This window comes from Microbispora amethystogenes (assembly GCF_016863015.1).
In the GTDB taxonomy this organism is placed as follows: Bacteria; Actinomycetota; Actinomycetes; order Streptosporangiales; family Streptosporangiaceae; genus Microbispora; species Microbispora amethystogenes.
Genome location: NZ_BOOB01000017.1, coordinates 209,661 through 234,200, shown reverse-complemented (window position 1 = coordinate 234,200; position 24,540 = coordinate 209,661). Strand labels below are relative to the sequence as shown.

Genomic DNA, 24,540 nt, shown 5'->3' with positions numbered 1-24,540 from the left:
CGCACGAACAGGGGCCCCGGTCGGCTGGGGCCCTTCATCCGGGTCCGGCCAATCACGTGGATACAACGCCTATTCCATTGGAGCCCGGTCGCCATGCCTCGTGAGCACACCCGCACGTACTTCCTCGGCAAGCTGGCCAGGGAGCTGGAGCTGCGCGGGCTGGAGGCGTCCCTGCGCCCCGATCCGCCGTCGTTGAAGGTCCGGGACCCGGACGCGGCGTTGTTCTCCGAGACCGTGGACTGCGTCGCGATGCCGGACGGCTGGTTCTACCGCTGGTCGTGGGGCGACGTGGTGGAGAGCGCGGAGGAGCCCGCCCTCGCGGCCGACCGCATCGTGAAGGTGTTCACCACCGGCGAGCCGAGGCCGCACCCGGCCCTGGGCGACGCCTGAGATCAGCTGTTCGGCAGCGGAATCCACTCGGTCGCGGTGGTGACCTCGTTGAGGACGTCCGGGATGGGCTCCACGCCGAGGCCCGGGCCGGCCGGCACGTCGAGGTGCCCGCCGCTCAGTTCGAACGGCGGGGTGACGTCGGTGCCGAAGTAGCGGCGGGACGCGGAGGTGTCCCCGGGCAGGGTGAACCCCGGCAGCGCCGCCAGCGCCACGTTGGCCGCCCGGCCGATCCCGGTCTCCAGCATCCCCCCGCACCAGACCGCGACGCCGTGGGCGCGGCACAGGTCGTGGATGCGCCGCGCCTCCAGGTAGCCGCCCACCCGGCCCGGCTTGATGTTGACCACCGAGCAGGCGCCGAGGGTGATCGCCGCCGCCGCGTGGGCCGCCGACTCGATGGACTCGTCCAGGCAGATCGGCGTACGGAGCGTGCGGGCGAGCCGGGCGTGCTGCACGAGGTCGTCGTCGGCGAGCGGCTGCTCGATCAGCAGCAGGTCGAAGGCGTCCAGCCGGGCGAGGTGACGGGCGTCGGCCAGTGTGTAGGCCGCGTTGGCGTCGACCTGGAGCAGCAGGTCCTCCCCGAAACGCTCCCTGACCGCGCGGACCGGTGCGACGTCCCAGCCCGGCCCGATCTTCAGCTTGACCCGTACGTACCCCTCCTCGACGTACCCCTCGACGGTGTCGAGCAGTTCGGCCACCGACCCGGTGATCCCGACCGAGACTCCACACGGGACCCGGTCGCGGGTGGCGCCGAGGAAACGGCCGAAGGACTCGCCGGTGACGCGCAGCGAGGCGTCGAGCACGGCCGCCTCCAGCGCCGCCTTGGCCATGCGGTGCCCCCGGATCGGCGCGAGGGCCGGGCCGACGGCCTGCGGGTCCGCCGTGCGGGGCAGCGCCGGGATCAGGAAGCGCCGCATCACGTCGGCCGCGCCGTCCGCGTACTCGGAGGAGTACAGCGGCTCGGACATCGCCACGCACTCGCCCCAGCCCTCGGCCTCCGGGGTCACGACCCGCACCAGCAGGACGTCGCGGGTGGTCTCGGTGCCGAACGACGTGCGGAACGGCGCGACGAGCGGCATCGCGATCCGGCGCAGCTCGATTCCGGTGATCTCCATGTGGTGCCCGGCTCCAGGGGATGGACGATGTGCGCCGACCACTATACGGACATGACCGGAACGGGCTTCAGACCACCAGGCCGAGCAGGAGCACGCAGCAGAACGCCACCACGGAGATGATCGTCTCCATGATCGACCAGGTGCGTATCGTCTGGCCGACCGACATGCCCAGATACTCCTTGACCAGCCAGAACCCGGCGTCGTTGACGTGGGAGAAGAACAGCGACCCCGCGCCGATGGCGAGCACGAGCAGCGCGACGTGGGCGGGGGAGAGCCCGGCGGCGAGCGGGGCGGCGATCCCGGCCGCGGATATGGTCGCGACCGTGGCCGATCCGGTGGCCAGCCGGATCCCGACGGCGATCAGCCAGCCGAGCACCAGCACGGGCACGTTCGCGCCCTGCGCGGCCTCGCCGATGACCTTGCCCACCCCGGAGTCGACCAGGGTCTGCTTGAACCCGCCTCCGGCGCCGACGATGAGCAGGATCCCGGCGATCGGCGGGAGCGAGTCGGCGATCGTCGAGGAGACGCCGCCGCGGCCGAGGCCGGCCGGGCGGCCGAGCGTGAACATCGCCACGATCACCGCGATCAGCAGGGCGATCAGAGGGGTGCCGAGGACCTCCAGCGCGGTGCGTACGGCGCCCCCCTCCGGCAGGACGATCTCCGCGACGGCCCGGCCGAGCATCAGCACGACCGGCAGCAGGATCGTGGCCACCGTGACGCCGAAGGACGGCCTCCGGCGCTCCCCGTCCTCCGGCTCGGGAGTCTGCTCCCGTTCCAGGCGCTCGGGCGGCGTGGGCTCCACCCACCGGGCGGCGAACCGGGCGAACAGCGGACCGGCCACGATCACGGTGGGGATCGCGACGAGCAGCCCCAGCCCGAGCGTGAGCCCGAGGTCGGCCTTGAGCGTGTCGATCGCGACCAGCGGCCCGGGATGCGGGGGCACCAGGCCGTGCAGCACGGACAACCCGGCCAGGGCGGGAACCGCGATCAGCAGCAGCGGGCGCGAGCTTCGCCGGGCCACCAGCAGGATCACCGGGATCAGCAACACCAGCCCGATCTCGAAGAACATGGGCAGGCCGATGAGCACCGCAATCAGCGTCATCGCCCACGGCAGGGCGCGGTCGCCGGTGCGGCGGAGGATCCCGTCGACGATCTCGTCGGCTCCGCCCGAGTCGGCCAGCAGCTTGCCCAGCATGGCGCCGAGCGCGATCAGCACGCCGACCCCGGCCACCGTTGAGCCGAGGCCGGCGGAGAAGCTGTCGATCAGCTTCTGCGGCGCCATGCCCGCCACCAGCCCCAGCGTCCCGGAGCCGATCGCAAGGGCGAGGAACGGATGCGCGCGCAGCTTCGTGATCAGCAGCACGATGACCGCGATGCCGGCCAGCGCGGCGAGGATCAGGCGGGTGTCGTGGCCGCTCCACGCGGCCGCGGCCCGCAGGGTCGCCTCGGGAGGGGTGGACACGAGGCTGGTTAAGGGGGAAGTCATCGGGGGCTCCTCAGACGGTCCGTGCGGTCACCGCTGCCCCGCAGGAGCCCCCCGAATCATCACCAGCCGCGGGCCCGCCACTCGGGCAGGTGCGGCCGCTCGGCGCCGAGCGTGGTGTCGCGGCCGTGACCGGGGTAGACCCACGTCTCGTCCGGCAGCCGGTCGAAGATCCGTTCCACCACGTCCGTGAACAGCTGCTCGAACCGCGCCGGGTCCTTCTGCGTGTTGCCGACGCCGCCCGGGAAGAGGGAGTCGCCGGTGAACAGGTGGCGGTCCTGGTAGAGCAGCGCGATCGAGCCGGGCGTGTGGCCGCGCAGGTGGATGACGTCCAGCGTCACCACCCCGACCGTCACCCGGTCGCCGTGCTCCACCTCCACGGTCGTCTCCACCGGCAGTTCGGGGGCGTCCAGAGGGTGGGCGACGGTCTGCGCGCCGGTGGCCCGGGCGACCTCCTCCAGCGCTCCCCAGTGGTCGGGGTGCCGGTGGGTGGTCACGATGGAGCTGATCGGCATGTCGCCGATCAGGCCGAGCAGCCGGTCCGGCTCGGCCGCCGCGTCGATCAGCAGCCCGTCGCCCGTGCCCGTGCAGCGCAGCAGGTACGCGTTGTTGCCGAAGTCGCCGACCTCGATCTTGGAGATCGTCAGCCCGGGGACATCCCGCACGTCGGCGGCCCCGCCCTTGGTGACGTTTCCGGTGTAGCTCATCGTCGTTCCTCTCTAACGGTGGACCGGCTCTGACGGCGGCCAGGTCGCCGGGGGCTCGGCGGGCAGTCCCTCCGGGGCGGACTCCGGCCAGGGCGGCGGGGCCGGCGGTCTCCTGTCCGGGATCCGACCCGGCAGCGCGCCGTCCGCCCCGGGGAGCGTGCCGGCCGGGGCGATCCGCAGCCGCTCGCCGGTGGTCCTTCCCGCGAGCCAGGCGAGCAGGTCACGGGGCGATCCCTCCACCGAAGGGCCGTCGCCGAGGTCCGTCCACACACCCGCGATCACGCCGGTCTCCGGTTCCCGCGCGACGACCACGCCCACCGGGCAGTCGCCGCCGAGCCAGCGCAGCGTGTCGTGGAGCTCCCGGCGCACGTACGCCTCGGGCCAGTCGGCCCATCCGTAGCCTGCCCCGAGGTCGGCGTGGTGCACCTCGATCTCCCTGAGCCGGCGGACGGGGACGTACCAGGCGGGATGCTCGGGCGGGGTCATCGCGGAGACCGGCGCGGTCCAGGCGGCGTCGGGCATGGCCGTGACCGCCGCGGCGAACCGCTCGGCACTGTCCCGCAGATCGGCGACCTGCTCCCCGGCCGGGCGCGCGGCGCCCGCCTCGATGCCGGCCTCGCGAGCCGCCGCGGAGGGGTATTGCGGCGTATACACCCCGGTACGCGCCCAGGTGAGCAGATTGACGCAGCTGTCGGCGTTGCGGGCGATGTGGGTGAGCACGTGCCCCCGGGTCCAGCCGGGCAGCGGGGACGGCGCGCGGAGATCCTCGTCGGTGAGGCGGGCGGCGGTCGCCAGCAGGCGCTCCGTCGCCTCGGCCAGCTCCCGCTCGATTTCGTCGATGACGGACATGGAGGAAATCATGCCCCCGGCGCCTCCGGCCGCTCCCCACGGCCCGCCGGGAAGAGCAGGACGTCTCCGGCGGTTGTATGAGCAGGGGTTTCGCGCGGAACGCGGGCGAGGGTTTGACGAAGCTCATACCCTGGTGACGGAGCGTGTCTCCGGACAGCACCCGGGATCGCCCCCTCCGGCCGCCGGACGACGTCCCCTGGAATTGTCGGTGGCTCTGGATAGCCTGCCCGTGCACCTCCATCAACCTCATCGACTTATCGGGACCACCGTGGCTGACCGCCTGATCGTGCGTGGCGCACGCGAACACAATTTGAAGGACGTCTCGCTCGACCTCCCGCGAGACGCTCTGATCGTATTCACCGGGCTCTCGGGCTCCGGCAAGTCCAGCCTGGCCTTCGACACGATCTTCGCCGAGGGGCAGCGGCGGTACGTGGAGTCCCTGTCCGCCTACGCCCGGCAGTTCCTGGGCCAGATGGACAAGCCCGACGTGGACTTCATCGAGGGCCTGTCGCCGGCCGTCTCCATCGACCAGAAGTCGACCAGCCGCAACCCCCGCTCCACCGTCGGCACGATCACCGAGGTCTACGACTACCTTCGGCTGCTGTGGGCCCGCATCGGCAAGCCGCACTGTCCCCAGTGCGGCCGCCCGATCGCCCGCCAGACCCCCCAGCAGATCGTCGACCGCGTGCTCGAACTGGAGGAGGGCACCCGGTTCCAGGTGCTCGCCCCGATCGTGCGCGGGCGCAAGGGGGAGTACGCCGAGCTGTTCCGCGAGCTGCAGACCAAGGGATACGCGCGGGCCCGCGTCGACGGCACGATCGTGCGGCTGGAGGAGCCGCCGACGCTCAAGAAGTACGAGAAGCACGACATCGAGGTCATCGTCGACCGGCTCTCGGTCAAGGAGAGCGCGCGGCGCCGGCTGACCGACTCGGTGGAGACCGCGCTGCAGCTGTCCGGCGGCACGATCACCCTCGACTTCGTCGACCTCCCGGACGACGACCCCAACCGCGAGCGCTTCTACTCCGAGCACCTCTACTGCCCCTACGACGACCTGTCGTTCGAGGAGCTGGAGCCCCGGTCGTTCTCGTTCAACTCGCCGTTCGGCGCCTGCCCCGAATGCACCGGCCTCGGCACCCGCATGGAGGTCGATCCCGACCTCCTCGTGCCCGACCCCGAGCGCACGCTCGGCGACGGCGCGATCAGCCCGTGGGCGAACGGCCACACCAGCGACTACTTCGTCCGCCTGATCGAGGCGCTCGGCAACACGCTCGGCTTCGACCTCGACACCCCCTGGGAACGGCTGACGAAGAAGGCGCGCAAGGCGATCCTGCACGGTCACGACGAGCAGGTGCACATCCGCTACAGCAACCGGTACGGCAGGCAGCGCTCCTACTACACCGACTTCGAGGGCGTGATCCCCTGGGTGCAGCGCCGGCACGCCGAGTCGGAGAGCGACGCCAGCCGGGAGCGGTTCGAGGGCTTCATGCGCGAGGTGCCCTGCCCGGCCTGCCGGGGCCGCCGCCTCAAGCCGGTCTCACTGGCCGTCACCGTGGGGGACGCCTCGATCGCCGAGGTCTCGGGGATGTCGATCGCCGACTGCGCGAGGTTCCTGACCGGCCTGCGCCTCTCCGAGCGTGACATGCACATCGCCGAGCGGGTGGTCAAGGAGATCAACGCGCGGCTGGGCTTCCTGCTCGACGTCGGCCTCGACTACCTGACGCTCGACCGCGCCGCCGGCACGCTGGCGGGCGGCGAGGCGCAGCGGATCCGGCTGGCCACCCAGATCGGGTCGGGCCTGGTCGGCGTGCTCTACGTGCTGGACGAGCCGTCCATCGGCCTGCACCAGCGCGACAACCAGCGCCTGCTGGAGACGCTGATCCGGCTGCGCGACATGGGCAACACGCTGATCGTGGTCGAGCACGACGAGGACACCATCGCCGCCGCCGACTGGGTCGTCGACATCGGCCCCGGCGCGGGCGAGCACGGCGGCCAGGTCGTCGTGTCCGGCACCGTGCCGGAACTGCTCGCCAGCGAGGAGTCGCTGACCGGCGCGTACCTGTCGGGCCGCAAGGCGATCATCGTGCCGGAGATCCGGCGCCCGCGCGACCGCAAGCGGCAGCTCGTCGTGAAGGGCGCCCGTGAGCACAACCTGAAGGGCGTGGACGTCGAGTTCCCGCTCGGCGTGTTCACCGCGGTCACCGGCGTCTCCGGCTCGGGCAAGTCGACGCTCGTCAACGACATCCTGTACGCCGCGCTGGCCAAGGAGCTGAACGGCGCGAAGACCGTGCCCGGACGGCACTCCCGGGTGGCCGGCACCGATCTGGTCGACAAGGTCGTCCACGTCGACCAGTCGCCGATCGGCCGGACGCCGAGGTCCAACCCCGCGACGTACACCGGCGTCTTCGACCACGTCCGCAAGCTGTTCGCGGCCACGGCCGAGGCGAAGGTCCGCGGCTATCTGCAGGGCCGGTTCAGCTTCAACGTCAAGGGCGGGCGCTGCGAGGCGTGCTCGGGCGACGGCACCATCAAGATCGAGATGAACTTCCTGCCGGACGTCTACGTCCCCTGTGAGGTCTGTCACGGCGCCCGGTACAACCGGGAGACCCTGGAGGTCCACTACAAGGGCAAGACGATCTCCGAGGTCCTCGACATGCCGATCGAGGAGGCGCTGGAGTTCTTCGAGGCGATCCCCGCCATCCGCCGCCACCTGCAGACGCTGAACGACGTCGGGCTCGGCTACGTACGGCTGGGCCAGCCGGCCACGACGCTGTCCGGCGGCGAGGCCCAGCGGGTCAAGCTCGCCTCCGAACTGCAGCGGCGCTCGACCGGCCGCACGGTGTACGTGCTGGACGAGCCCACCACCGGCCTCCACTTCGAGGACATCCGGCGGCTGCTCGGCGTGCTCAACCGGCTCGTGGACGCGGGCAACACGGTCATCGTCATCGAGCACAACCTCGACGTCATCAAGACCGCCGACTGGATCGTCGACATGGGACCCGAGGGCGGGTCCGGGGGCGGCACCGTCGTCGCCACCGGCACCCCCGAGGAGGTCGCGAAGGCCGAGGAGAGCCACACTGGCGCGTTCCTCAGGAAAATCCTGGCTGTATGAGAGTTCGTCTCATGATTTCTCCCTACTCTTTCCGCTCGGGCGGCGTCCCCCGGAACGTCCCACTGAACCGGCTCACCGAACGGGCCGGCTGAACCGGCCACGGGTGAAGGCCGTACCTGGACACACAGGGGTGACGCGTCACGCAAGGGGAGAACCCGGGACGGACATCCGTCCCGGGCCGCGGTACGAGGGAAGGAAGAGCATGACGGAATCGACACGCCGGGCCGTGATCTTCAGTGCCGGAGGGGCCGGGGTGGCGGCCGTGCTGAGCGCGTGCTCGGGCGGCGACAGCACGGCCACGTCCGAGCAGGCTCCGGCGGACGGCCAGGCCGCGGCGGGCGGCGGGGAGATCGCGAAGACCTCCGACATCCCGGTCGGGGGCGGCAAGGTCTTCAAGGACCAGGACGTCGTCATCACCCAGCCCGAGGCCGGCACGTTCAAGGCGTTCAGCGCGACCTGCACCCACAAGGGCTGCCCGGTCGGGAGCGTCGCGGACAACGAGATCGTGTGCCCGTGCCACAAGAGCAAGTTCAGCGCCAAGGACGGGTCCGTGACCAACCCTCCGGCGAGCAAGCCCCTCCCGGAGAAGAAGATCACGGTCAGCGGCGACAGCATCACCCTCGCCTGAGCCGCCCGCGGGCCGGTGGGGGCCGTCGCGCGAGATCGTGACGGCCGCCACCGGCCTGCGGCGTACCCGGGACGCGCGCGTCCTTCCGGGCTTTTGATCTACGACGTAAAGGCCGTCTCCCGGAACGCCAGAACGATCGCGGAGGCGGCGGGAATGTCGGTGGGGGCCAGTAGTCTTTGGGTTGTGGCGGACCCGGCAACCTACCGACCGGCGCCCGGATCGATCCCCGAATCGCCAGGCGTCTATCGCTTCCGTGACCCGGACGGCCGGGTCGTCTACGTCGGCAAGGCGAAGAGCCTTCGACAGCGGCTCAACTCCTACTTCGCGGACTTCGCCGGCCTGCACCCCCGGACGCAGACCATGCTCACGACCGCGGCCTCGGTGGACTGGACCGTGGTCGGCAACGAGGTCGAGGCGCTCCAGCTCGAATACTCCTGGATCAAGGAGTTCGACCCGCGGTTCAACGTCAAGTACCGCGACGACAAGTCGTATCCCTTCCTGGCCGTGACGATGGGGGAGGACTTTCCCCGGGTGCAGGTGCTGCGGGGGGCCAAGCGGAAGGGCACCCGCTACTTCGGCCCCTACTCGCACGCCTGGGCCATCCGGGAGACCGTCGACCTGCTGCTGCGAGTCTTCCCCGTGCGCACCTGCTCGGCGGGCGTGTTCAAGCGGGCCGGGCAGATCGGGCGGCCGTGCCTGCTCGGATACATCGACAAGTGCTCCGCGCCCTGCGTCGGCAGGGTCACCCCCGAGGAGCACCGCGCCCTCGCCGAGGACTTCTGCGACTTCATGGCCGGCAACACCGGGCGATTCATCAAGCGGCTGGAGCGCGAGATGCGCGACGCCGCCGCCGTGGAGGAGTACGAGCGGGCCGCCCGGCTCCGTGACGACGTGCAGGCGTTGCAGCGGGCGCTGGAGAAGCAGACGGTGGTGCTCGGCGACGACACCGACTGCGACGTGATCGCCCTCGCGGAGGACCCGCTGGAGGCGGCGGTCCAGGTCTTCTACGTGCGCGGCGGGCGCATCCGCGGCCAGCGCGGCTGGGTGGTCGACAAGGTCGAGGAGACCACTCCGGGCGAGCTGGTCGAGCAGTTCCTGCTCCAGATGTACGGCGAGGCGACGATCCCCCGCGAGATCCTCGTGCCCGCCCGGCCGCCGGACGAGACCGCGCTGGCCGAGCTGCTGAGCGAGCAGCGCGGCTCCCGGGTGGACCTGCGCGTCCCCCAGCGGGGCGACAAGAAGAGCCTCATGGAGACCGTCGAGCGCAACGCGAAGGAGTCGCTGGCCCAGCACAAGCTGCGCCGGGCGAGCGACCTGACCACGCGCAGCCGGGCCCTGCAGGAGATCGCCGACGCCCTCGACCTCGACCAGGTGCCACTGCGGATCGAGTGCTACGACGTTTCCCACATCCAGGGGGAGAACGTGGTCGCCTCGATGGTGGTCTTCGAGGACGGCCTCGTCCGCAAGAGCGAGTACCGCCGCTTCTCCATCCGGAGCGGCGAGGGCGACGTGGCCTCGATATACGAGGTCATCTGCCGCAGGTTCAAGCGCTATCTGGAAGAGCGCGTGGCGACCGGGGAGCTGGACACCGAGCCGGCGGGGGACACTGCAGCAGGCCCGGGCACGGAGGCGGCCGGAGTGGATACTGACGCCGGCTTCGACGACGGCGCGCGCGAACCGGCGGTGGGGACGCCGATCGACCCGGAGACCGGCCGTCCCCGGAAGTTCGCCTATCCCCCCAACCTCGTCGTGGTGGACGGCGGCCCGGCGCAGGCCGCGGCCGCCCGGCGGGCGCTGGACGAGCTCGGCGTCGACGACGTCGCGGTCTGCGGCCTGGCCAAGCGGCTGGAAGAGGTCTGGCTGCCCGGCGACGACCAGCCGGTGATCCTTCCGCGCAGCAGCGAGGGACTGTACCTGTTGCAGCGTGTCCGGGACGAGGCGCACCGGTTCGCCATCACCTACCATCGATCGAAGAGGTCGAAACCGCTCCGGGAGAGCGCGCTCGACCAGGTGCCGGGCCTGGGCCCGGCGCGACGGCAGGCGCTGCTGCGTCACTTCGGCTCGGTGAAGCGGCTGCGCGAGGCCAGCGCGGAGGAGATCCAGACGGTCCCCGGCATCGGGCCGGCGACCGCCGAGGCCATCGTGGCGGCGCTGCGCGGGCAGAGCCCGTCACCCGCCGGGCAGGGGTCGTGAACGGGCGATGCCCGGGTGCGTCGCGGGGTGCCGCGGGACGGCCGGTTGATAGGTTGGGCTGGACATCGGGCGGCAAGGCGGTGAGCGGGCGATGAGCACGACTGAGCCGGCATTCGTGGTGATCACGGGAATGTCGGGCGCGGGGCGCAGCACCGCTGCGAAGGCTCTGGAGGACCTCGGCTGGTTCGTCATCGACAACCTGCCGCCCGGCCTGCTGTCCTCGCTCGCCGAGGAGGCGGGCCGGGTGAACGTGGCCGCCGACCGGGTCGCGGCCGTGGTGGACGTGCGCAGCCTCGCCTTCACCACCGACCTCAACGCCGCGATCAAGGAACTCGACGGGCGCGGCGTCGGCGTCCGGGTGGTGTTCCTCGAAGCCAGCGACGAGGGGCTGGTGCGCAGGTTCGAGAACGTGCGGCGGCCCCACCCCCTGCAGGGCGACGGGCGGCTCGTCGACGGGATCGACCGCGAGCGCGGCATCCTCCGCGAGATCCGCGCCAACGCCGACCTGGTCATCGACACGTCCCTGCTGAACGTCCACGAGCTGCGCAAGAAGATCGTTTCGTTCTTCGGCGGCGAGGACCGTCCCGGCCTCAAGGTGAACGTGGTGTCCTTCGGCTACAAGTACGGCATGCCGGTCGACGCCGACCTCGTGGTCGACTGCCGGTTCCTGCCCAATCCCCACTGGGTGCCGGAGCTGCGGCCGATGAACGGCCTCGACGCGCCCGTGCGCGACTATGTGCTCGGCCAGCCCGGCGCCAAGGAGTTCCTCGACGGCTACGAGGAGGTCTTCGGCGTGGTGGCCGCCGGATACGCCCGCGAGGGCAAGAGCTACGCCACCCTCGCCGTCGGCTGCACCGGCGGCAAGCACCGCAGCGTGGCGATGGCCGAGCAACTCGGCGCCCGCTTCCGCGACCGCGGCATGGACGTCCAGGTCAGCCACCGGGACGTGGGCCGCGAGTAGACCTCGCCCGCCCGGCACGGAGTCCTCCGTCATGCTCGCGTGACGACGCATGTAGGGCGAATCACGCCGGAAGGGGCGTACGGTGACTGGATGCTGAACGACCCCCTCAGCGGCCCCCGGAATGACGCGGCACCCGCGAGCAGCGGTCCCAAGGTCGTCGCGCTCGGCGGCGGTCACGGCCTGTACGCCTCCCTGTCGGCCCTCAGGACCGTCACCGATGATCTGTCGGCCGTGGTGACCGTCGCCGACGACGGCGGCTCCAGCGGCCGTCTCAGGCGTGAGCTCGGCGTCCTGCCCCCCGGCGACCTGCGGATGGCGCTCGCGGCCCTGTGCGGCGACGACGAGTGGGGCAGGACCTGGAGCGAGGTGGTCCAGCACCGTTTCCGCAGCGAGGGCGACCTGCACGGGCACGCCGTCGGCAACCTGCTCATCGTCGCCCTGTGGGAGCTCCTGGAGGACCCCGTCGTCGGCCTGGAGTGGGTGGGCCGGCTGCTCGGCGCCCACGGCCGGGTGCTGCCGATGGCGTCGGTGCCGCTCGACATCCAGGCGGAGGTCGAGCTGGACGGCGCCGTCACGACGGTGCGCGGGCAGGTCGCCTGCGCGCTGACGCCCGGCCGGGTGCGCTCCATCTCGCTGCTGCCGCCCGACCCGCCCGCCTGTCCCCAGGCGATCGAGGCCATCGAGGCCGCCGACTGGGTGGTCTTCGGGCCGGGGTCGTGGTTCACCAGCGTGCTGCCGCACCTCAAGGTGCCCGAGCTCGCCCGGGCGCTGCACGAGAGCGCCGCCCGCCGGTTGCTGATCCTCAACCTGGCGCCGCAGGCCGGCGAGACCGATGGTTTCTCCCCCGAACGGCACCTGGAGGTGCTCAGGGAGCACGCCCCCGCCCTGCTCCTCGACGCGGTGGTCGCCGACCGTGCGGTCGTGGGCGACGCGAGGGCGCTGGAGAAGGCCGCGGGGGCGATGGGCGCCCGGGTCGTTCTGGCCGATGTGGCAGCGTCTGACGGATCTGCCCGGCACGACGGACCACGACTTGCCGCTGTCCTGGCCGAGATTTTCCGCGCGAAGCGGTGATTGCCTGCTCCCAAGGTGCGAGAGACTGACGGGCAGAGTCTGTTTGGGGGAGGACACGCGCAGATGGCCATGACGGGCGTGGTGAAAGACGAGCTGAGCCGCCTTCCGGTGCTCAAGCCGTGCTGCCGCAAGGCCGAGGTGTCGACGCTGCTGCGGTTCGCCAGCGGGCTGCACCTCGTGGGCGGGCGGATCGTGATCGAGGCCGAGCTCGACACCAACGCCACGGCCCGCCGGCTCATCAAGGACATCGGGGAGGTCTTCGGCCACAAGGCCGAGGTGCTCGTGCTGGCCCCGGCCGGGCTGCGCAAGGGCTCGCGCTACGTCGTACGGGTCTACAAGGACGGCGAGGCGCTCGCCCGGCAGACCGGTCTCATCGACAACCACGGCCGGCCGGTGCGCGGCCTGCCCCGGCAGGTCGTGTCCGGCGCCACCTGCGACGCCGAGGCGGCCTGGCGGGGAGCCTTCCTCGCCCACGGCTCGCTGACCGAGCCGGGCCGGTCGATGTCGCTGGAGGTGACCTGCCCCGGGCCGGAGGCGGCGCTGGCCCTGGTCGGCTCCGCCCGGCGCCTGAAGATCCACGCCAAGGCCCGTGAGGTGCGCGGGGTCGACCGGGTGGTCGTGCGCGACGGCGACGCGATCAGCGCGCTGCTGACCCGGCTCGGCGCGCACGACAGCGTGCTGGCCTGGGAGGAGCGGCGGATGCGTCGCGAGGTGCGGGCCACCGCCAACCGCCTGGCCAACTTCGACGACGCCAACCTCCGCAGGTCCGCCCGGGCGGCCGTGGCGGCGGGGGCGAGGGTCCAGCGCGCACTGGAGATCCTCGGCGACGACGCCCCCGAGCACCTGGTGATCGCGGGCCGGCTCCGGGTGGAGCACAAGCAGGCGTCCCTGGAGGAGCTGGGCCAGATCGCCGACCCGCCGCTGACCAAGGACGCCATCGCGGGGCGCATCCGGCGGCTGCTCGCCATGGCCGACAAGCGCGCCCAGGACCTCGGCATCGCCAACACCGAGGCCAACCTCACCGCCGACATGCTCGCGCACTGACCCGCTCCCGGCCGTCGCCGGGAGGGTTTCCGGGGCCGCCGCCTGGGAGAACGGAGCCGTTCACCGGCTCGCGGGGCCGGACACGCCGCCAAAACACGGCCCCGTGGTCTACACCAATTTGGGTCCGATAGGGTCTGTCATTGAGGTTTAACACAGCCCTGGCGCCGGTACACCGGCGCACGACGTACGAGGAGATCGGATCCGTGAGCATCCGCGTAGGCGTCAACGGCTTCGGCCGTATCGGCCGCAACTTCTGGCGCGCTGTGGCGGCCAGCGGCAAGGACATCGAGGTCGTGGCCGTCAACGACCTCACCGACAACGCCACGCTGGCCCACCTGCTGAAGTACGACAGCATCCTGGGCCGCCTGCCGTACGAGGTCAAGTCCTCGGCTGACGAGATCACCGTCGACGGCAAGGCGATCAAGGCCTTCGCCGAGCGCGACCCGGCCAAGCTGCCCTGGGGCGACCTGGGCGTCGACGTCGTCGTCGAGTCGACCGGTCTGTTCACCGACGCCGCCAAGGCCAAGGTGCACGCCGACAACGGCGCGAAGAAGGTCATCATCTCCGCGCCGGCGAAGAACGAAGACGTGACGATCGTCATGGGCGTGAACCACGACAAGTACGACCCGGCGGCTCACACGATCATCTCGAACGCCTCCTGCACCACCAACTGCCTGGCCCCGATGGCCAAGGTCATCAACGACACCTTCGGTATCGAGAAGGGTCTGATGACCACCATCCACGCCTACACGCAGGACCAGAACCTGCAGGACGGCCCGCACAAGGACCTGCGCCGCGCCCGCGCCGCCGCGCTGAACATCGTCCCGACCTCCACCGGCGCCGCCAAGGCCATCGGCCTGGTCCTGCCCGAGCTCAAGGGCAAGCTCGACGGCTACGCGCTGCGGGTGCCGATCCCGACGGGCTCGGCCACCGACCTGACCGTCGAGGTGGGCCGCGAGACCTCCGTCGAGGAGGTCAACGCCGCGCTGAAGGCCGCCGCCGAGGGCCCGCTCAAGGGCTTCCTGACCTACACCGAGGACGAGATCGTCTCCAGCGACATCGTCACCGACCCGTCGTCCTGCATCTTCGACGCCGGTCTCACCAAGGTCATCGGCAACCAGGTCAAGGTCGTCGGCTGGTACGACAACGAGTGGGGCTACTCCAACCGCCTCGGTGACCTCATCGAGTTCGTGGGCGCCTCCCTCTGATGATCGGAATCGACGAGCTCGACGTGAAGGGCCGGCGCGTGTTCGTGCGCGCCGACCTCAACGTCCCCCTCGACGGGGAGACGATCACCGACGACGGGCGCATCCGCGCGTCGGTGCCGACGATCAGGAAGCTGCTGGAGCGCGGCGCGAAGGTCGTCGTCGCCGCGCACCTCGGCCGGCCCAAGGGCTCCGTCACGCCGAAGTACTCGCTCGCCCCGGTCTCCCGGCGGCTGGCCGAGCTGCTCGGCGAGGACGTGGCGTTCGCCTCCGACACGGTCGGCGAGTCGGCCCAGAGCGTGGTCGCGGGCCTTCAGGACGGGCAGGTCGCCCTGCTGGAGAACCTGCGCTTCGAGCCGGGCGAGGAGTCCAAGGACGACGCGGTCAGGGCCGAGTTCGCGGAGCGGCTCGCCGCCCTCGCCGACGTCTACGTCGGCGACGGCTTCGGCGCCGTGCACCGCAAGCACGCCAGCGTCTACGACCTGCCCAAGCGGCTGCCGCACGCGGCGGGCGACCTGGTCCTCGCCGAGGTCGACGTGCTGCGCAGGCTCACCGAGGACCCGGCCAGGCCGTACGTCGTCGTCCTGGGCGGCGCGAAGGTCTCCGACAAGCTCGGCGTGATCGCCAACCTGCTGGCCAAGGTGGACCGCCTGCTCATCGGCGGCGGCATGGCTTACACCTTCCTCAAGGCCCAGGGCCACGAGGTGGGCAAGTCGCTGCTGCAGGAGGACCAGATCGACCAGGTGAAGGGCTTCCTCGACGAGGCGGCCTCCCGCGGGGTCGAGCTGGTGCTGCCGGTCGACGTGCTGGCCGCGACCGAGTTCGGGGCCGACGCCCCGCACGACGTCGTGGAGGCCACCGCGATCCCGGCCGACCGTGAGGGCCTCGACATCGGCCCCCGCACCCGTGAGCTGTTCGCCTCCAAGCTGGCCGACGCGCGGACCGTGTTCTGGAACGGCCCGATGGGCGTGTTCGAGTTCGACGCGTTCTCCGGCGGCACCCGCGCGGTGGCCGAGGCGCTGGTGGCGTCCGAGGCGTTCACCGTGGTCGGCGGCGGCGACTCCGCCGCGGCCGTACGCAGGCTCGGGCTGCCCGAGGACGGCTTCTCGCACATTTCCACCGGTGGCGGCGCCAGCCTCGAGTACCTCGAAGGCAAGACGCTGCCCGGACTCGCGGCGCTGGAGGACTAGATGGCGCGCAAGCCGCTTTTCGCCGGCAACTGGAAGATGAACCTCAACCACCTCGAGGCCATCAACCTGGTGCAGAAGCTGGCGTTCTCGCTGAACGACCGCGACCACGACAGGGCGGAGGTGGCGGTCATCCCGCCGTTCACCGACCTGCGCAGCGTGCAGACGCTGGTGGACGCCGACAAGCTGCGCATCGCCTACGGCGCGCAGGACCTGTCCGCGCAGGACTCCGGGGCGTACACCGGGGAGATCTCCGGGGCGATGCTGGGCAAGCTCGGCTGCGCCTACGTCCTCGTGGGTCACTCGGAGCGGCGGCAGTACCACGGCGAGGACGACGCGCTGTGCAACGCCAAGGTCAAGGCCGCCTACCGGCACTCGCTGACGCCCATCCTGTGTGTGGGCGAAGGGCTGCCGGTGCGCCAGGAGGGCCGCCAGGTCGAGCACACGCTGGCGCAGCTCGACGGCGCGCTGGACGGCGTGCCCGCCGACCAGGTGAAGTCGATCGTGGTCGCGTACGAGCCGGTCTGGGCGATCGGGACCGGCGAGGTCGCCACCCCGAAGGACGCCCAGGAGGTGTGCGGCGCAATCAGGACGCGACTCGCCGAGCTCTACGGTGACGATGTGGCCGCCGCTGTCCGTATCCTTTACGGTGGCTCGGTGAAGTCGGACAACGTCGCCGGGATCATGGCGGAAGCCGACATCGACGGCGCCCTCGTCGGAGGGGCCAGCCTCGATGCGGTGGAGTACGTCAAGATCTGCCGTTTCGGCGAAGTCTCCGGCTAGCTGTGCCGTTCGGGGGGTGCGACTTGACAACAAGTCGTACCCTCGAAGGACACAAATGAATCGTCACGCTGATGGCATCGTGCATCCGCAACGCTGACGGCATCGTGCACTCGCACGTTGATGACGCCGTGCACCGCGTCGTGCACGCCCGGATATTAGGAACAGGTCTACGGTGATAATCGGAATCTCCATCGCCCTCATCCTGGCGAGCGCCTTGATGGTGCTGCTCGTGCTGCTTCACAAGGGCAAGGGCGGCGGCCTGTCCGACCTGTTCGGCGGCGGCTTCTCGTCGTCCTTCGGCGGATCGTCGGTGGTCGAGCGCAACCTCGACCGCCTGACCGTCATCACGGGCACCGTCTGGTTCGTCTGCATCATCGCGCTGGGCCTGCTGCTCAAGCCGTAGACGGTCTCCGGCCACGCGTGACAGAGATTCACCTTCCCCCGTCCGCGGGGCGATCGAGCAAGGAGTTCATCGGTGGGTAGTGGCAACGCGATCCGTGGCAGCCGAGTCGGCGCCGGCCCCATGGGAGAGGCCGAACGCGGCGAGGCCGCCCCCCGTGTGCGGGTCCCGTTCTGGTGCGCCAACATGCACGAGACGCGCCCGAGCTTCGCCAGCGACGCGGCCGTCCCCGAGTTCTGGGACTGCCCGCGGTGCGGGCTGCCGGCCGGGCAGGACCAGTCGAACCCTCCGGCTCCGCCGCGCAACGAGCCGTACAAGACGCACCTCGCGTACGTGAAGGAGCGCCGCAGCGACAAGGACGGCGCGCAGATCCTCGCCGAGGCGCTGGAGCGGCTGCGCTCCTCCTCCCGCCCGATCTACTGACCGGCGAGGTCGCCCGGACGGCGTCCGCGGGGATCATCGATCCGCGGACGACGAGGAAGTAACCGGGTGCCCGGGGCCGCGAGAGTGGTCCCGGCAACCTGAGCAGGCCCGGAGCCTTCACGGCTCCGGGCTTTCGCGTTTCCGCCCACACCGCCGTTCCGCCCACGCCGGTCCTGCACGCAGCCGGCTCTCGCGGGCGGGCCGTTCAGGCGTCCTGTCTGAGGTTGCGCAGCATTCGCTCCAGCAGTGCCGTGAGCAGGCGCACCTCCTCCTCCGAGAGACCGGCGAGCAGCCGGGCGCTCGCCCTGCCGAACACGGGCGCGAGCCGCGGCACGAGCGCGCGGCCCTGCCCGGTCACCTCGACGACGACCGACCGGCGGTCGTCCGGGTGCCGGCGCCGCCGCACCAGGCCCTTCGCCTCCAGCCGGTCGAGCAGCCTCGTCATGCCCGCGGTGTCGGTGCCCAGCTCGGGCGCGAGCCGGTTGGGGCTGGTCTCCTGCCGCGCCGCGCTCAGCAGCAGCGCCGCCTGCTGGGCCGTCAGGTCGTACGGCGCCAGCATGCCGTCCACCACCGTGCGCAGTTCGCGCCCCACCTGGTTGAGCAGGGACCCGCCCCCGAGCACGAGCTGGATCGGGACGCCGTCGCCCCCGGGCATCCGTCGGTCGTTCGTCATCCCCGCATGCTAACTGACGCGACTGTTGCTGTCGTGACAGCTATTGTCGTACGCTGGACCGGCCCACCGAAAGGACCCGTATGCAGGTACTGATCATCGGCGGCGGCATCGGCGGCCTGTCCCTCGCCCAGGGGCTCAGGAAGGCCGGCGTCGGCGTCGCCCTCTACGAACGCGACGGCTCGCCGTTCTTCCGCGGCCAGGGCTGGCGCATCTCCATCAAGGAGGACGGCAGCGCGGGCCTGCGCGCCTGCCTGCCGGACGACCTGTTCGACCTGTGCGTGGCGACGTCCCTGCGCCCGGCCACGCGGATGGCGTTCCTCGACCACCGCCTCGTCCCCAAGTTCGAAAAGCCCATTCCGCCCCTCCCGCGGGACCGCTTCTTCGGGGTGAACCGGCTCACGCTGCGGGAGATCCTCCTCGCCGGGTTGGACGGGATCGTCCGCTTCGGCGCGGAGTTCGTCCGGTACGACCACCTGGCGGACGGCCGCGTCCGCGCGCACTTCGCCGACGGGACCTCCGCCACAGGCGACCTGCTCGTCGGCGCGGACGGGACCGGCTCCCGGGTGCGCCGCCAGTTGCTGCCCGAGGCGGTGGTCGACGACGCCGGCGTGTTCGTCTACGGCCGCACACCGATCACGCCCGGGATGCTGGAGCGGGTGCCTGGGATACTCGTGGACACCTTCAACCGGCTGATCGATCCCGCCGGCCCGGCGCTTTCGGTCGCCACCTGCCGGGCCGGCGAAGCGCCATCGGGGTCTCCCGCCGCACGGCTCACTCCGGTGCCGGCCTACTTCGCCTGGCAGGTGTCGTGCGACGGCGGCTGGGGGAACGCGGCGAGCCTGCGGCAGGCCGATGCCGCCACGCTGCACCGGGCGGCCCTGGAGGCGATCGCCGGCTTCCATCCCGCGGCCCGGGGGATCGTCGAGGAGGCCGACGTGCCCGCCACCTTCCCCGTCGCGCTCCGGACCGCCCGGCCCGTCGAGCCCTGGACCACCGGGAACGTCACCCTGCTCGGAGACGCGATCCACAGCATGTCTCCCGGGCGGGGGGAGGGCGCCAACGTCACGCTCCGCGACGCCGCTCTGCTCACCCGCACGCTGGCCGAGGCCGCCGCCCGGGACGTGCCGCCGCTCTCCGCCCTGGCGGACTACGAGCGGGAGATGCTCCGGTACGGCTTCGCGGCCGTCGCCGCCTCCCGCGACCAGCCGTTCATGCCCCGCCGGTCCGGCTGAACCGGCGACGGGCACGCGGCCATCTCCCCGCCGTACGGCCCTTCACAGCGCTGGTTCCCCGTGCGCGGAGCGGTACACGGCCGCGGCGATGTGGCCGAACGAACGCACCAGCGGGTTGGCGTCGGCGCTGTTCCAGGCCAGGACGAGGCGGCTGGGCGGCATGTCGGCCAGCGGGACCGACGTGAGCCCCTCGGGCAGCGTGTGGGCCGCGGGCGCCAGCCCGACCGTGCCGCTCCACAGAACGGCCTGCAGGCACTCGTGGACGGTGCGCACCACCGGGCCGTCCCGGAGTTCGCCGCCGGGTGGGGAGGCGTTCCAGTAGGCGCGCCAGACGGGGTCGGTGTCCTCGGGCAGCCGGAACCACCGGCGACCGGCGAGATCGCTCAGCCGTACGGTCTCGCGGCGGGCGAGCGGGTCATCGGTCCGCAGGACCACCCCCATGGGATCGGCGCGCAGCAGGCGGGTGGTGATCCCGGAGTCGTCGAACGGCGCCCTGGTGAGGGCGACGTCGACGAGGCCCGCCCGAAGGCCCGTGGTCGGGTCGGTGAAGTCGGCTTCGCGGACGCGGACCCGGACTCCGGGGTGACGCCGGCGGAAGGCCGCGGCGAGCCGTGCTCCGGCCTGCTCGGCGCTGTCCGCGAGCGTGCCGATGGTCAAGGTGGCGGCGCCGGCCGCGGCGGCGACCCGGGCGCGTGCCCGCTCCGCCTGCTCCAGCAGCGCACGGGCCTCGTCGTAGAGCGCGGCGCCGGCGGCGGTCGGCGTGACGCCCGCCGGCGACCGGTGCAGCAGGAGGACGCCGAGGTCGGTTTCCAACTGCCTCACGGCGCGGCTCAGCGGCGGCTGGGTCATGTGCAGCCGGGCGGCGGCCCGCCCGAAGTGCCGCTCCTCGGCGACGGCCACGAAATAGCGCAGCGAGCGTAGGTCCATCACCGGCGACGATACCGGCACGGTATCGGGCGTACGCAACCGGTGTTGGACCCGCCGGAGCGGCCCGTACTGGACTGGTGCGGCCCGGTTGTCAGGCTCTCCGAGGAGTGAACGCCATGCCCGAATACTCGCCGTCCGAACCCATGCGATCCGAACGCCCGCTGTCCGAGCCCGTCGTGCGGATCGAGGAGGTGTGGGAGCTCGCCCGCGACCTGGTGGTGATCCCCAACCGGCGGGTCCAGCTGGTGCCCAACATCGGCGTGATCGGCGGCACGCACTCCGTGCTGGTCGTCGAGACCGGGATGGGCCCGCGGAACGCCGAGACCGTGCTCGGGTTCGCGGCGGAGTACGCGGCGGGCCGCAGACTGTATCTGACCACGACGCACTTCCACCCGGAGCACGCCTTCGGCGCGCAGGCGTTCGCCGGGGAGGCGACGTTCCTGGTCAACCGGGCCCAGGCCGACGACCTGGCCACGAAGGGCGCCGCCTACCTGGAGATGTTCAGGGGCCTCGGCGAACCGGTGGCCCGGCAGCTCGCGGGCGTCGAGATCGCCGTCCCGGACGTCGTCTACGACGACGCGTACGACCTCGACCTGGGCGGGCGGACGGTGCGGCTGCGGGCGACCGGCCGGGCGCACAGCAGGGGCGACCAGGTGGTCACGGTCCCCGACGCCGGGGTGATGTTCACCGGCGATCTCGTGGAGGCCGGGCAGTTCGCCATCTTCCCCTGGTTCCCGCCGTACGACACCGACGTGTCCGGCACCCGCTGGATCGCGGTGATGCGGCGGCTGGCCGACGCGTCGCCGCGGGTGGTCGTGCCCGGCCACGGCGACCTCGGTGGCCCGGAGTTGCTCGCCGACGTGCGCGACTACCTCGAACTGCTGCGCGACGAGACCTGGGCGCGCCGGGACTCCGCCGTGAGCGAGCAGACGATCGCCGAGGAGGTGCGGGCGCTCATGATCGAGCGGCACCCGGAGTGGGACGGCCGGGAGTGGATCGAGAAGGGCGTCGGCTGCCTGTGCGCCGAGCACCCCGCGTCCGAGCACCCTGGCTCCCAGCACCCCGCGTCCGAGCACCCCGCGTGACGCACGCGGGCCGCCCGTCCCGTCAGCCGTGCACCTGTTCGCCGTCGAGGAAGGTCATGACGACCCTGGTCGTCCAGATGTCCTTCGGGTCGAGGGCGAAGGGGTCGCGGTCGAGGACGACGAGGTCGGCCGGGCGGCCCGCCTCGATCACACCGGCGGGGGAGCGGTTGATCCAGGCCGATCCCTCGGTGTAGGCGGTCATGACCGTCCGCAGGCCGAGGCTCTGCTCCGGCAGGAACGGCGTCTGCGCGGTGGGGTAGGTCGCGTGGACCGAGCTGCCCGGCTCGGTGCGGTTGACCGCCACGTGCATCGCCTCCATCGGGTTGGCCGAGGAGACGGGCCAGTCGGAGCCCCCGGCGAGGCGGGTGCCGTGCCGTACGAGGTCGGCGAACGGGTACTGCCAGGACGCCCGCTCCTCGCCCAGGTAGGGGATGCACAGCTCGTCCATCTGCAGGTGGTGCGTCGCCCACAGCGGCTGGAGGTTGGCCGTCACGCCGATCTCGGCGAACCGCGGCACGTCCTGCGGCGTGATGATCTGCACGTGCGCTATGTGGTGGCGGTTGGCGGGGTCGGTGCCGGTCAGCGCGTCGAGCGCCTCCCGCACGGCCCGCTCGCCGATGGCGTGGAAGTGCACCTGGAAGCCCTGGGCGTCCAGTTCCTTGACGTACCCGCCGAGCAGGGCGGGGTCGACGTACGACAGGCCGGTTCCGCCGCAGCGGCAGTAGGGCTCGATGACGGCGGCGGTGAAGTTCTCCGGGATGCCGTCCTGCATGATCTTCACGGAGGTCGCCCGGAACCGGTCCAGGCCCTCGGCCATGGCCCGCCGCTCGACCAGGCCGGGGATCTGCTCGGCGCCCTGGGCGCGGTCCCACCACAGGGCACCGACCACCCGTGCCTTCAGCCGCCCGGAGGACGCCGCGGACAGGTAGGCGGGAAGCTGGTCGTCCGACCCGGCGTACGAGCCGACGATGGCGTCCTGCCAGCCGGTGATGCCGAGGGAGAACAGGTGGGCCTGCGCGTCCATCAGGGCGGCGTCGACGTCGGCCGGGGTCGGGCGGGGGGTGAGCAGGCCGACGAGGTCCATCGCCCCCTCGTGCAGCACGCCGCTCGGCGTGCCGTCGGGGTCGCGCTCGATGCGGCCGTCGGCGGGGTCGGGGGTGTCCGCGGTGATCCCGGCGAGCTCCAGGGCCCGGGTGTTGACCCACGCCGCGTGGTGGTCGCGCTGGACGAAGTAGGCCGGCCGGTCGAGGAAGTCGAGCTGGGACCGGTGGGGAAGGCCGCCGGGGAAGGCGGCCATGTCCCAGCCCCCGCCGTCGATCCACTCCTTCTCCGGATTTTTCGCGGCATAGGCGGCTATCGCAGCTTTGTAGGCGTCGAGGCCGTACACCTCGGACAGGTCGCACTTGGCCCGCTCCAGCCCGGCCTGCACCGGGTGGATGTGGGCGTCGGTGAACCCCGGCGTCAGCAGGCCACCGCCGAGGTCGACCGGCTCGGCGCCCGGGGCCAGCCGTACGAGGTCGGCCTCGGCGCCGACGGCGGCGATGACACCGTCGCGGACGAGCACCGCCTCGGCGAAGCCGTCCGGGGTGAAGGCGCGGCCGCCGCGGAAGAGGAGGGTGGAACTCACGGGTGTCGTGTCCTTCTTTCTGGTGACTGGTGCACAGCCGGGCGGGACGCGGTCAGTGGCCGGTGATCCGGTCGGCGATCCGGGCCAGCACGGACGTCCTGGTCATGCCGTTGTTCTCGCGGGCGTCGGCGAGCCGGTAGAGACGGTACATCGAGTGGACGCCGAGCCAGCGCAGCGGCTCGGGCTCCCAGGCGCGCACCCGCCGGTCCACCCACGGCATCCGGGTGAGGCCGGTGTCGCGGCGCAGCACGAGGTCGCGCAGCGTGCGCCCGGCGAGGTTGGTGGTGGTCACGCCGTGGCCCGTGTAACCGCCGGCCCAGCCGAGGCCGGTCGCCGGGTCCAGGTGGACCGCCGAGCACCAGTCGCGCGGCACGCCGAGCACGCCTGACCAGGCGTGCGCCACCCGCGAGCGCGCGACGGCGGGGAAGAACGCGACCAGCAGGTCCCACAGGGCGTCCACGGTCCCGGCGTGGGTGTGCCCGCGCTCGTCGATCCGCGATCCGTAGAGGTACGGCCTGCCCCGGCCGCCGAACGCGATGCGGTCGTCGGCGGTCCGCTGGGCGTACATGTAGTAGTGCGCCATGTCGCCGAGCAGTTCGCGGCCCCGCCAGCCGATCTCGTCCCAGACCTCCGGCGGCAGCGGCTCGGTCACGATCAGGGAGCTGTTCATCGGCAGCCAGTCGCGGTGGTGGCCGTCGATGCCGGCGGTGAACCCCTCGGTGCAGCGCAGCACGTGGTCCGCCCGCACCGTGCCGTACGGCGTGACCGCCCGGCCGGGGGCGATCGAGGTCACCGGGGTGCCCTCGTAGACGTCCACGCCGAGGTTCCGTACGGCCGCGGCCAGCCCGCGGGCGAGCTTGGCCGGCTGGATCCGGGCGCAGTGGGGGGTCCAGGTCGCGGCGACCGCGCCCGCGACCCTGAGCCGGTCGTTCATCTCGTCGCCGGACAGCAGCCGGACGTCTTCGGGGCCCCAGCCCCACTCGCGCTGGCCGGCCAGTTCCTCGCGCAGCCGCAGCGCCTGCGCCGTGCCCCGCGCGACGGTGAGCAGGCCGCCCTTGACGATGTCGGCGTCGATGCCCTCCTCGGCGGCGACCCGGATCACCTCGTCGATCGACTCGAACATCGCGCGCTGCAGCCGCCGGGCGCCGTCCGCGCCGTGGGTCTTCGCGTAGCGCTCGGGAGAGCCGGCCAGCGCTCCGGTCAGCCAGCCTCCGTTGCGTCCCGAGGCCCCGAAGCCGGCGAACTCCTTCTCCAGCACGACGACCCGCAGTGAGGGATCGGCCTTCTTCAGGTAGTAGGCGGTCCACAGGCCGGTGTAGCCGGCGCCGACCACGGCCACGTCGGCCCGCGTGTCGCCGTCGAGGCGCTGGCCGGGCGCCGGGACCCCGGACGACCGGTACCAGAAGGACACCTCACCGTTGACGAAGCCAGGAGACAGGGGAGCGCTCATG

The 24,540-nt window shown here is 71.8% G+C and carries 22 protein-coding genes; 14 read left to right on the top strand and 8 right to left on the bottom strand.

Going from position 1 to position 24,540, the window contains the following annotated elements; translation table 11 throughout:
• Positions 1-93 precede the first annotated feature (93 nt).
• Positions 94-390 (top strand): hypothetical protein, encoded by a 297-nt coding sequence (locus tag Mam01_RS13395; protein WP_150934603.1) that lies wholly within the window; start codon positions 94-96, stop codon positions 388-390.
• Positions 391-392: 2 nt separating this feature from the next.
• Here Mam01_RS13395 and menC read toward each other — a convergent pair whose 3' ends face one another.
• The 4 genes from menC to Mam01_RS13375 form a co-directional block, all read right to left on the bottom strand.
• A complete protein-coding gene (menC, locus tag Mam01_RS13390) occupies positions 393-1,502 on the bottom strand; it encodes an o-succinylbenzoate synthase (RefSeq protein WP_204285657.1) in 1,110 nt (369 codons plus the stop codon).
• A gap of 67 nt (positions 1,503-1,569) precedes the next feature.
• Positions 1,570-2,988 carry a GntT/GntP/DsdX family permease gene (locus Mam01_RS13385; RefSeq protein WP_204285656.1) on the bottom strand — a complete coding sequence of 473 codons (1,419 nt, stop codon included), beginning with the start codon at positions 2,986-2,988 and terminating at the stop codon, positions 1,570-1,572.
• A 59-nt stretch (positions 2,989-3,047) separates the two neighbouring features.
• On the bottom strand, positions 3,048-3,692 hold the full coding sequence (locus Mam01_RS13380) for an MBL fold metallo-hydrolase (protein WP_204285655.1): 645 nt from the start codon (positions 3,690-3,692) through the stop codon (positions 3,048-3,050).
• A gap of 12 nt (positions 3,693-3,704) precedes the next feature.
• Positions 3,705-4,541 (bottom strand): maleylpyruvate isomerase family mycothiol-dependent enzyme, encoded by an 837-nt coding sequence (locus Mam01_RS13375; RefSeq protein WP_239101272.1) that lies wholly within the window; start codon positions 4,539-4,541, stop codon positions 3,705-3,707.
• Positions 4,542-4,809: 268 nt separating this feature from the next.
• Here Mam01_RS13375 and uvrA point away from each other — a divergent pair, with 268 nt between their 5' ends.
• From uvrA to Mam01_RS13325, 11 genes are all read left to right on the top strand, one after another.
• Positions 4,810-7,650 carry an excinuclease ABC subunit UvrA gene (uvrA, locus tag Mam01_RS13370; protein ID WP_204285653.1) on the top strand — a complete coding sequence of 947 codons (2,841 nt, stop codon included), beginning with the start codon at positions 4,810-4,812 and terminating at the stop codon, positions 7,648-7,650.
• Positions 7,651-7,852: 202 nt separating this feature from the next.
• Positions 7,853-8,278 carry a Rieske (2Fe-2S) protein gene (locus Mam01_RS13365; protein WP_204285652.1) on the top strand — a complete coding sequence of 142 codons (426 nt, stop codon included), beginning with the start codon at positions 7,853-7,855 and terminating at the stop codon, positions 8,276-8,278.
• A 183-nt stretch (positions 8,279-8,461) separates the two neighbouring features.
• Positions 8,462-10,471 (top strand): excinuclease ABC subunit UvrC, encoded by a 2,010-nt coding sequence (gene uvrC, locus Mam01_RS13360; RefSeq protein WP_239101271.1) that lies wholly within the window; start codon positions 8,462-8,464, stop codon positions 10,469-10,471.
• Positions 10,472-10,562: 91 nt separating this feature from the next.
• On the top strand, positions 10,563-11,432 hold the full coding sequence (gene rapZ / locus Mam01_RS13355; RefSeq protein WP_204285651.1) for an RNase adapter RapZ: 870 nt from the start codon (positions 10,563-10,565) through the stop codon (positions 11,430-11,432).
• A 90-nt stretch (positions 11,433-11,522) separates the two neighbouring features.
• Positions 11,523-12,503, top strand: coding sequence for a gluconeogenesis factor YvcK family protein (locus Mam01_RS13350; RefSeq protein ID WP_204285650.1), 981 nt, complete (start codon positions 11,523-11,525; stop codon positions 12,501-12,503).
• A gap of 63 nt (positions 12,504-12,566) precedes the next feature.
• On the top strand, positions 12,567-13,547 hold the full coding sequence (gene whiA / locus Mam01_RS13345; protein WP_204285649.1) for a DNA-binding protein WhiA: 981 nt from the start codon (positions 12,567-12,569) through the stop codon (positions 13,545-13,547).
• A gap of 203 nt (positions 13,548-13,750) precedes the next feature.
• Positions 13,751-14,755, top strand: a complete 1,005-nt coding sequence (gene gap, locus Mam01_RS13340; protein WP_204285648.1) for a type I glyceraldehyde-3-phosphate dehydrogenase — start codon at positions 13,751-13,753, stop codon at positions 14,753-14,755.
• On the top strand, positions 14,755-15,942 hold the full coding sequence (locus Mam01_RS36585) for a phosphoglycerate kinase (RefSeq protein WP_150934615.1): 1,188 nt from the start codon (positions 14,755-14,757) through the stop codon (positions 15,940-15,942). Before gap ends, Mam01_RS36585 begins: the two co-directional genes overlap by 1 nt.
• The gene (gene tpiA, locus Mam01_RS36580) at positions 15,943-16,722 is read left to right on the top strand and encodes a triose-phosphate isomerase (RefSeq protein WP_239101270.1); all 780 of its coding nucleotides are present in this window, start codon (positions 15,943-15,945) and stop codon (positions 16,720-16,722) included.
• 172 nt (positions 16,723-16,894) lie between these two features.
• Complete coding sequence (secG, locus tag Mam01_RS13330) at positions 16,895-17,125, top strand: preprotein translocase subunit SecG (protein ID WP_204285647.1); 231 nt, start codon at positions 16,895-16,897, stop codon at positions 17,123-17,125.
• A gap of 72 nt (positions 17,126-17,197) precedes the next feature.
• The gene (locus Mam01_RS13325) at positions 17,198-17,545 is read left to right on the top strand and encodes an RNA polymerase-binding protein RbpA (protein ID WP_111699330.1); all 348 of its coding nucleotides are present in this window, start codon (positions 17,198-17,200) and stop codon (positions 17,543-17,545) included.
• 205 nt (positions 17,546-17,750) lie between these two features.
• Here the strand turns inward: Mam01_RS13325 and Mam01_RS13320 are convergent, their stop codons facing one another.
• Positions 17,751-18,218: a MarR family winged helix-turn-helix transcriptional regulator gene (locus tag Mam01_RS13320; RefSeq protein WP_204285646.1), complete on the bottom strand. Its 468-nt coding sequence runs from the start codon at positions 18,216-18,218 to the stop codon at positions 17,751-17,753.
• Positions 18,219-18,298: 80 nt separating this feature from the next.
• On the opposite strand from Mam01_RS13320, the gene Mam01_RS13315 reads away from it, so the two are divergent.
• A complete protein-coding gene (locus tag Mam01_RS13315; protein WP_204285645.1) occupies positions 18,299-19,450 on the top strand; it encodes an FAD-dependent oxidoreductase in 1,152 nt (383 codons plus the stop codon).
• 42 nt (positions 19,451-19,492) lie between these two features.
• Here the strand turns inward: Mam01_RS13315 and Mam01_RS13310 are convergent, their stop codons facing one another.
• Positions 19,493-20,377: a LysR family transcriptional regulator gene (locus Mam01_RS13310; protein ID WP_204285644.1), complete on the bottom strand. Its 885-nt coding sequence runs from the start codon at positions 20,375-20,377 to the stop codon at positions 19,493-19,495.
• A 116-nt stretch (positions 20,378-20,493) separates the two neighbouring features.
• On the opposite strand from Mam01_RS13310, the gene Mam01_RS13305 reads away from it, so the two are divergent.
• Positions 20,494-21,462 carry an MBL fold metallo-hydrolase gene (locus Mam01_RS13305; protein WP_239101269.1) on the top strand — a complete coding sequence of 323 codons (969 nt, stop codon included), beginning with the start codon at positions 20,494-20,496 and terminating at the stop codon, positions 21,460-21,462.
• A 22-nt stretch (positions 21,463-21,484) separates the two neighbouring features.
• Here the strand turns inward: Mam01_RS13305 and Mam01_RS13300 are convergent, their stop codons facing one another.
• Positions 21,485-23,089, bottom strand: coding sequence for an amidohydrolase (locus Mam01_RS13300; protein ID WP_204285643.1), 1,605 nt, complete (start codon positions 23,087-23,089; stop codon positions 21,485-21,487).
• 52 nt (positions 23,090-23,141) lie between these two features.
• A complete protein-coding gene (locus tag Mam01_RS13295) occupies positions 23,142-24,539 on the bottom strand; it encodes an NAD(P)/FAD-dependent oxidoreductase (RefSeq protein WP_204285642.1) in 1,398 nt (465 codons plus the stop codon).
• Position 24,540: the final 1 nt, after the last annotated feature.